At 71.6% G+C, this 7,084-nt stretch carries 3 protein-coding genes; 1 reads left to right on the forward strand and 2 read right to left on the reverse strand.

Annotated features, from left to right (window positions below; all coding sequences use genetic code 11):
• Window positions 1-34: 34 nt before the first annotated feature.
• Both ACFXGX_RS06600 and ACFXGX_RS06605 read right to left on the reverse strand, forming a co-directional pair.
• Complete coding sequence (locus ACFXGX_RS06600; protein ID WP_384785530.1) at window positions 35-1,687, reverse strand: hypothetical protein; 1,653 nt, start codon at window positions 1,685-1,687, stop codon at window positions 35-37.
• The gene (locus tag ACFXGX_RS06605) at window positions 1,684-4,560 is read right to left on the reverse strand and encodes a phosphoenolpyruvate synthase (protein ID WP_384785533.1); all 2,877 of its coding nucleotides are present in this window, start codon (window positions 4,558-4,560) and stop codon (window positions 1,684-1,686) included. Before ACFXGX_RS06605 ends, ACFXGX_RS06600 begins: the two co-directional genes overlap by 4 nt.
• Window positions 4,561-5,065: 505 nt before the next feature.
• Between ACFXGX_RS06605 and ACFXGX_RS06610 the strand changes: the two genes are divergently transcribed.
• Window positions 5,066-6,958 carry an arabinofuranosidase catalytic domain-containing protein gene (locus tag ACFXGX_RS06610; RefSeq protein WP_384785536.1) on the forward strand — a complete coding sequence of 631 codons (1,893 nt, stop codon included), beginning with the start codon at window positions 5,066-5,068 and terminating at the stop codon, window positions 6,956-6,958.
• Window positions 6,959-7,084: the final 126 nt, after the last annotated feature.

A 7,084-nucleotide genomic window follows, 5' to 3' on the forward strand; every position in this document is an offset into this window, starting at 1 on the left:
AACGTCGGATGGGATGCTCGGGCGCTCGGCGCCGTCACCGGGCCTGATGGGGCTGGGCCCCGTTGCCGGCCAGCAGGTCGCGGGCCTCCTCGATCGGCAGCTCCGCGCCGAGGTGGGCGCCCATGCGCAGCCAGTCGTGGCCGAGTTGCAGCGTGGCCCGCCAGGTGGACGCGGAGTCGAACGAGAGCGGGAAGGAGTCGGCGCCCACGGCACCGCGCACCCGGGCGATGAAGCGGCGCAGTTCCGCGCGGAGGGCGTCGCCGTCCTCCGCCGACTCCACGCCGCGCCCCAGCAGTTCCACGGCGTGCGCGCCGATCGGCAGGGTGGCTGCGGGCAGCAGCTCCATCCGGCGTACGAGATCGGCGTCCGCGGGCAGCGGATTGACCCCGTGGGCGCTGAACAGTCCGCGCAGCGCGGCGTGCACGGCGCGGCGTGCGGTGAGTTCGGCCACCCGGCGCTGACCGCGCTGCAGTGCTCCGGTCAGGTCCTCGACGGCGTTCTCGACCACGACGTTGGACCACACCAGGGCCATGGCGGCGGCGGCGAACCGGTCGGCGGGCAGGGGCATCAGGTCGACCGAGCGGGATGCGCCGACGGCCGCGCCGCGTACCGACAGCAGTGGCTGGGCGGTGGAGGGAGGCGGGGTCAGGGGCCCGGGCGGGGCGGCGAGCGGGAGCGCGGGGCTGACGGTTCCGGCGCCCTTCCAGGCGAGCCGGACCAGCCCGTAGCGCAGGAACGCGGCGAGCAGCGGGCCGGGGTCGGTGACGCCGGTGGCGGCGCTCTCGGCCAGTACGCGGGGCAGCGGCCTGCCGAGGACGAGGGAGCGCCAGACGGCTCCGGCGTCGGCGCCGAGGGCGAACACGTCGCGTCGGCCGCGCACGACGTGGATCCGTTCGCCGGTCTGCCAGGTGGTCACCTGGGCGACGCGTTCGACGGTGAGCCGCTCGGGCCGCCGGGGGACCTTGGCGAGTCCGAGGTCCTCGGCGAAGTCGAGGCAGGAGGTCAGGTGGGCCTGCGCCGCATCGGCGTCGCCGGGCCGGACGACGGCGGATTCCAGCTCCCAGTAGCGGTCGCGTACGTCCGCCCGTCCCGCCCGGTCGAGCTGCATGGACAGCCACTTGGGTTCGAGATAGGTCTCGCCCAGGCCGGCCGCCCAGGACTTGACGCTCTGCACGAGCGCGGCGCGGGTCCAGTCGACGGCCTCGTCGCTCTCGCCGAGGCACTGCAGGGCCATCGCGTGCCGCAGGGACTGCCGGGCCCGGTGTGCCCACCAGTCGGCGGTGATCCGGCGGAACCGCTCGACGGGCAGTAGGGCCTTCACCTCCTCGATGAGGGCGTGGCCGCGCAGCGGATGGCTGTGCAGGATGCGCTGGCAGCGGTTGAGGAGGTCCTCGGAGAGTCGGCCCGGCCGTCCGGCTCCTTGCTCCACCGCCGTGAACTGGTGGGCGAGTTGGCGCACCGAGCGGGTGCGGATCTCCACCCGCCTGCCGTCCACGAACAGCAGGGACGGCATGGTCGGCAGCTCGTCGTCGGAGCGGCCCACGAGCAGGAAGTCGATGTCGGAGGAGGGGTTGCCGAACCCTTCGGCTATGGAGCCTTCCAGGGTCACGGCCCATTCGGTGTCCGGGGGGAGTTCGGCGAGGGACTTGTCGAGCAGGTCCTGCAGCCGTTCCTCGGTGAGAATCACGGGTGCGTCTCCGTTCGGGGGCTGTCCGCGGCGGCGGCCGTGCGGTCGGGGGGCGGGTCCTCGATGACGGTGGCCGTACCGGCGGGGTGCGGATCGGCGAGGACGGCCGCCGTGCCGGCGGGCGGCGGGTCGGCGAGGACGGTGACCGTGCTGTCGGGCGGCGGGTCGGCGAGCACCGTGACCGTCCCGGCGGCCCCGTCGACGCGCAGCCGGGTGCCGGTGCGGATCTCGGTGGTGGCGCCCTTGACCTGGACCACGGTCGGGATACCCAACTCCCTTGCCACGACGGCTACATGGGTCAGCGGGCTGCCCCGTTCGATGACGAGGGCCGCGGCCGAGGACAGCGCGGTCACCCATCCCGGGTCGGTGCGGTAGGTGAGCAGGACGCCGCCGCCGAAGTCGCGCGGGGTGTCGGTGACCACGGCGGGTCCTTCGGCGACGCCGGGGCAGCAGGGGACGCCGCGCAGTTCGCGGGCTCCGCTGGGGGTGGCCGGGCCGCCGCCCCAGCCGGCCCTTTCGAGGTTGCCCCACCAGTACGGCGCGCCGCGGGTGGTGAAGCGGGACGGGGCGTGCAACGCGGTGTCGGCGGCCTGTTGCCGGCGGCGCAGCACGACAAGGTCCCGCAGTTCGGTGTGGGCGATCATGCCTTCGTAGGCGCCCTGGATCTCTTCCAGGCGCAGGAAGAAGACGTCGTCCCAGGTGTCGATGGCGCCGGCCCTCGCGAGGTCGCGGCCGAGGGCGCGCAGCATGCGTTTGGCCGCTCCGAAGGCGCGGGTGCGGCAGAACCTGAGCCGTTCCCGGTCGGCGAGCGCGATGCGGGCCTTGCCCCGCACCCGTTCGTACACCAGGCGTCGCGGACGGCTCAGGTGCTCGTCGAGGTAGGCGTCGGCCTCGCCGCCGCGGTCCGGTGTTCCCCCGCCGTCGCCGGGGTCCGGCAGGACGTCGCGCAGCAGCGTGAAGACGCCCGCGGGGTTCTCGCGCAGGTCGGGGACCTCCAGCTTGAGTTCGTCGGGGCTGCGGTAGCCGTAGTCGGCGATGTACGCGTCGACGGACCGCAGGAAGCCGGCGTACCCGGCGTCGAGGAGCGCCTGGCGGGCCTCGGGGTCGGGAGTGCGTTCCAGCAGCGCCAGGATCCCGGCGTCGGCACGCGCCTGGGCCGCCAACTCGCGCAGGGCCCATACCGGTTCGGCGGACTCGACCGCGCCGCCGGGGGCCGCCGCGGCCCAGGTGAACCACTCGGGCGCCTCGGGCAGCCATCTGCGGGTGAGCAGGGCGAGGAGGCCGACGGAAAGCAGGATCGTCGCGTCGAGGGTCTGCATCGGGCCCCATTTTTCGATGAGTTCCCGCTGGAGCCGCCGGAATCGGCGGTAGGTCTCGTCCCCCGGCAATGCGTCGTAGTCGACGTTGTTGAAAACCGCGTATGCGCGATAGAAATCTCGATGAAACGTGTCGACGGATTTTCGGATGGTGAGAAATCTTCCGGCAAAGATGACCGTACGTGTCAGACGCGCGGCGTGACCGCGCAGTCCGGGCCGGGGCGTGAAGGGATGGAGTGTGTCGGCGAGTTCGTCGGAAATACTCTCGGCGACACCCAGGGATTTCTCCAGGACGCGCCGGTTGAGCGGGTACAGCGGTGCGAGACGCACCATGCGGTACCAGTGGAAGAGGTTGTAGTAGACCCGTCCGTGGACATGGCCGAGCAGGTACGGGGTCCACTCCCGTACCTCGCGCAGCCGCTCCCCACGGACTCCCAGGGCACGGGCGTAGCTGTCGTATACCTTCGCGTAGGTGTCGGCGGCGAAGCTGAAGGTGAGCGGGGAGACGACACCGCTGAAGCTCTCGATGATGTTGGAGTTGTCCCAGAGCCGCAGGTTCTGTTCGGGCTCCGCCGTGGCGCCGGCGGCCGCGGCGAGGGTCGTGACGGGCCGGCTCTGCAGGATCCACAGGGCCTCGTCGTCGATGGCCCACTCGATGTCCTGGGGGGCGCCGTACCGGGCGGTGACGCGCGCCCCGGCCGCGTGCAGGCGGGCCAGTTGGGCGGCCGTCAGCGCGGGTCGCTCGCGGTCCTCGTCGGCGACGGGTGACACCTGGCAGCCGGGGCCGGATCCGGCGTCGTAGCGCTCCTGTTTGTCGCCGATGACCGTGGTCAGCGGCTCGCCGGTGACGGCGTCCAGGACGACGGTGTCGGCGTCGACGGCGCCCGAGACCAGCCCCTCCCCCAGTCCGTGGACGGCGCTGACGACATGCCGGTCGGCGCGTCCGCTCGCCGGGTCGGCGGTGAACAGCACGCCGCTCAGTTCGGCGGCCACCATGCGCTGCACGATGACGGCGACGCCGCCGGTGTCGATCGCCAGCCCGTGCCGCTCGCGATAGCGCAGGGAGCGTTCACAGAAGGCCGAGGCCCAGCAGCGGCGGACGTGGGCGACGACCTCGTCGAGACCGCGGACGTTGAGGAAACTGTCGAACTGGCCGGCGAACGAGTGGCGCGCGCCGTCCTCCTGGGCTCCGGACGACCGCACGGCCACCGCGCCGCCGCCGGCCAGACCGTAGGCCAGTCCGATGGCGTCGGTGAGGCGGTCGTCGAGCGGCGCGGCCTCGATCAGACCGGCGATCTCGGCGGCGATCCGGCCCGCCTTCGGCTCCCAGCCGTCGGCGAGCAGCCGTTTCAGGTGCCCGTCCAGTCCGCTGCCGCGGCTGAATTCGGCGAATACGTCCAGGCCGATGATCGACCAGCGCGGTACTTGAAATCCGGACGCGGTCAGCGTGTGCAGGTTCTTCCCTTTTCCGCCGGCCCATTCGGTGATAAGGGATGCGTCGCTGGACGGTGTGAGGACGTGCGGGGACCGGTGTTCGGATCCCGTGGTGGGCGACAATGCGTTTCCCCTCCGAGGGTGGTGCTCGACCTCGCTCGAATGTTGCACAGCAGGGCCGGTCGAAAAAACTCCGGCGGGCCGCCACCGGCGTTTTTCGGTCGTCGTATCCCTTTCAAATTCCGATCACCCGTCGCTGTCCAGGAGGAACGCCGGGGACCTGGAGGGAAACGGGATGATCCAGCCGAAGTAGGTCCACCCGACCCCCCTGACGGGTCGCCTCGCGATGGCGATACGCGCCGGTAGCACCTCGTACGTCCTCCTCGCCCCCCATCCCATCGGCGTGAGGAGGCCGGGCCGGCGCGGACCGGCGCGGGGGCCGTCGTGGACCACCGGGGGCCACAAAGCCACACGTTCGGACACCCGTCGAGGGCCGAGCAGAAAGGAAAGCAACAAATATTGACGCAATCGACCAGCGCTTGTAACTTCCGTCTCAGTCGCCAGGCAGCCCTGAACTCGGCTGTCCCGAGGGCGAGTTGTAGCTCCACCCTCCACTCCGGGAGCACACATGCGCAGAAGAAGATCTGCCTCCTCGCGTCTCTTCCCCTCCGCCACGGCTGGTGCGTTACCCCGGCTGCAGCGCGCCCTGCTGTCCGTCGGAGCCGTCCTCGGCCTCCTGGTGACCATCCTCGTGGGCATGCCCGGCGTCGCTCAGGCCGCGGGTTCCCAGCCCTGCGACATCTACGCCGCCGCGGGCACCCCGTGCGTCGCCGCCCACAGCTCGACACGCGCGCTGTTCTCGGCGTACAACGGCCCGCTGTATCAAGTCACCCGCGTCTCCGACGGCGCGACCGGCGACATCGGGCTGCTGGCGGCCGGCGGCTACGCGAACGCCGCCCAGCAGGACAGCTTCTGCGCGAACACGACGTGCAGCATTTCGAAGGTGTACGACCAGACGTCCCGTCACAACGACCTGTTCCCCGGTCCCGCGGGCACGGCCGGAATGGGTGCCGACCGGGGTGCGGACGCCGGTGAACTGTCCGTCACGGCGGGCGGCCACAAGGTCTACGGCATCTGGATCTCCCCCGGGGTCGGCTACCGCTCGCACGGCGCCGCGTCCGGCACCGCGGTCAACGGCCAGGCGGAAGGCGCCTACATGGTCGCCAGCGGCACCCACGTGGGCTCCGCCTGCTGCTTCGACTACGGCAACGCCGAGGCCACACCGGCCGACACCGGCAACGGTCACATGGACGCCGTGTCCATCGCCACCACCTGCTACTTCGCGCCGTGCAGCGGATCCGGGCCCTGGATCGAGGCCGACCTGGAGAACGGCATGTTCCAGGGCGACAACGGCTCCAACACCGCGAACAAGGGCAACAACAGCACCTATGTGACCGCCGTCCTCAAGAACAACGGGCAGACCACCTACGCGCTGAAGGGAGGCAACTCGCAGTCAGGGGGCCTGACCACCTGGTGGGACGGGGCACTGCCCTCACGAGGCGGCTACCGGCCCATGCAGCAGGAAGGCGGCATCATCCTTGGCACGGGCGGCGACAACAGCAACTGGAACATGGGCACGTTCTTCGAGGGCGTCATGGTCTCCGGCTATCCGACCGACGCGGCCGAGAACGCCGTCCAGTCGAACATCGTCTCCGTGGGCTACGCGGGCCAGACCAATGTCCCCAACGGTCCGCAGAGCACCGTCGGCGGCCCCGGCGGCCAGTGCGTCGACGTCGCGGCGGACGACACCGGGGTGAACGCCGCCGCCGTACAGCTCTGGAACTGCCAGTCGTACGCCGAGGACCAGTTCTGGACGCACAACGCCAACGGATCGCTCGGCACCATCGGCCGCTGCCTCGACATCATCGGCAACGGCACCGCCAACGGCACCCAGGTCGAGCTGTGGGACTGCAACAGGGTCGGGGGCCAGAAGTGGGTGCAGCGCGCCGACGGTTCGCTGTTCAACCCGCAGTCCGGCCGCTGCCTCGACTCCCCCAACGGCGCAACGGCCAACGGCACCCGCCTGCGGATCTGGGACTGCAACGGCTCCGCGGCCCAGCGGTTCGCGGTCAACGCGGGCGCGCCCGTCATCGGGCCCGGCGGTACCTGCGCCGACGTGGCCGGTGACGACAACGGCTCCAACGCGACCGCCGTACAGCTCTGGAGCTGCCAGTCGTACGCGGTCGACCAGCACTGGTTCCACAGCTCGGACGGCCGGCTGCACACGCTGGGCCGCTGCCTCGACATCATCGGCAACGGCACCGCCAACGGCACCCAGGTCGAACTGTGGGACTGCAACGGGGCCGGGGGTCAGGTCTGGCAGCAACAGGCCGACGGCTCGCTGCTCAACCCACAGTCCGGCCGCTGCCTCAACTCCCCCGACGGCGCCACGGCCAACGGCACCCGGCTGCAGATCTGGGACTGCAACGGAGCCGCCGCCCAGAAGTTCGCACTGGGCTGACCCGCCGCACCACCCATCGGCCCCGGGGCGGGCGCCGGCCCCCCCCCCCCCCCCCCCCCCCCCGGCGCCCGTGGCCCCCCCCCCCCCCCGCCCCGCAGTGCCGCCCCGCCCCCCGGGCACAAAAAC

Origin of the sequence: Streptomyces sp. NPDC059371 (genome assembly GCF_042751995.1) — a bacterium.
In the GTDB taxonomy this organism is placed as follows: Bacteria; Actinomycetota; Actinomycetes; order Streptomycetales; family Streptomycetaceae; genus Streptomyces.

Bases quoted from the DNA above. Each gene is read 5' to 3' on its own strand.
- ACFXGX_RS06610 (WP_384785536.1), top strand. From the start codon at position 5,066: ATGCGCAGAAGAAGATCTGCCTCCTCGCGTCTCTTCCCCTCCGCCACG.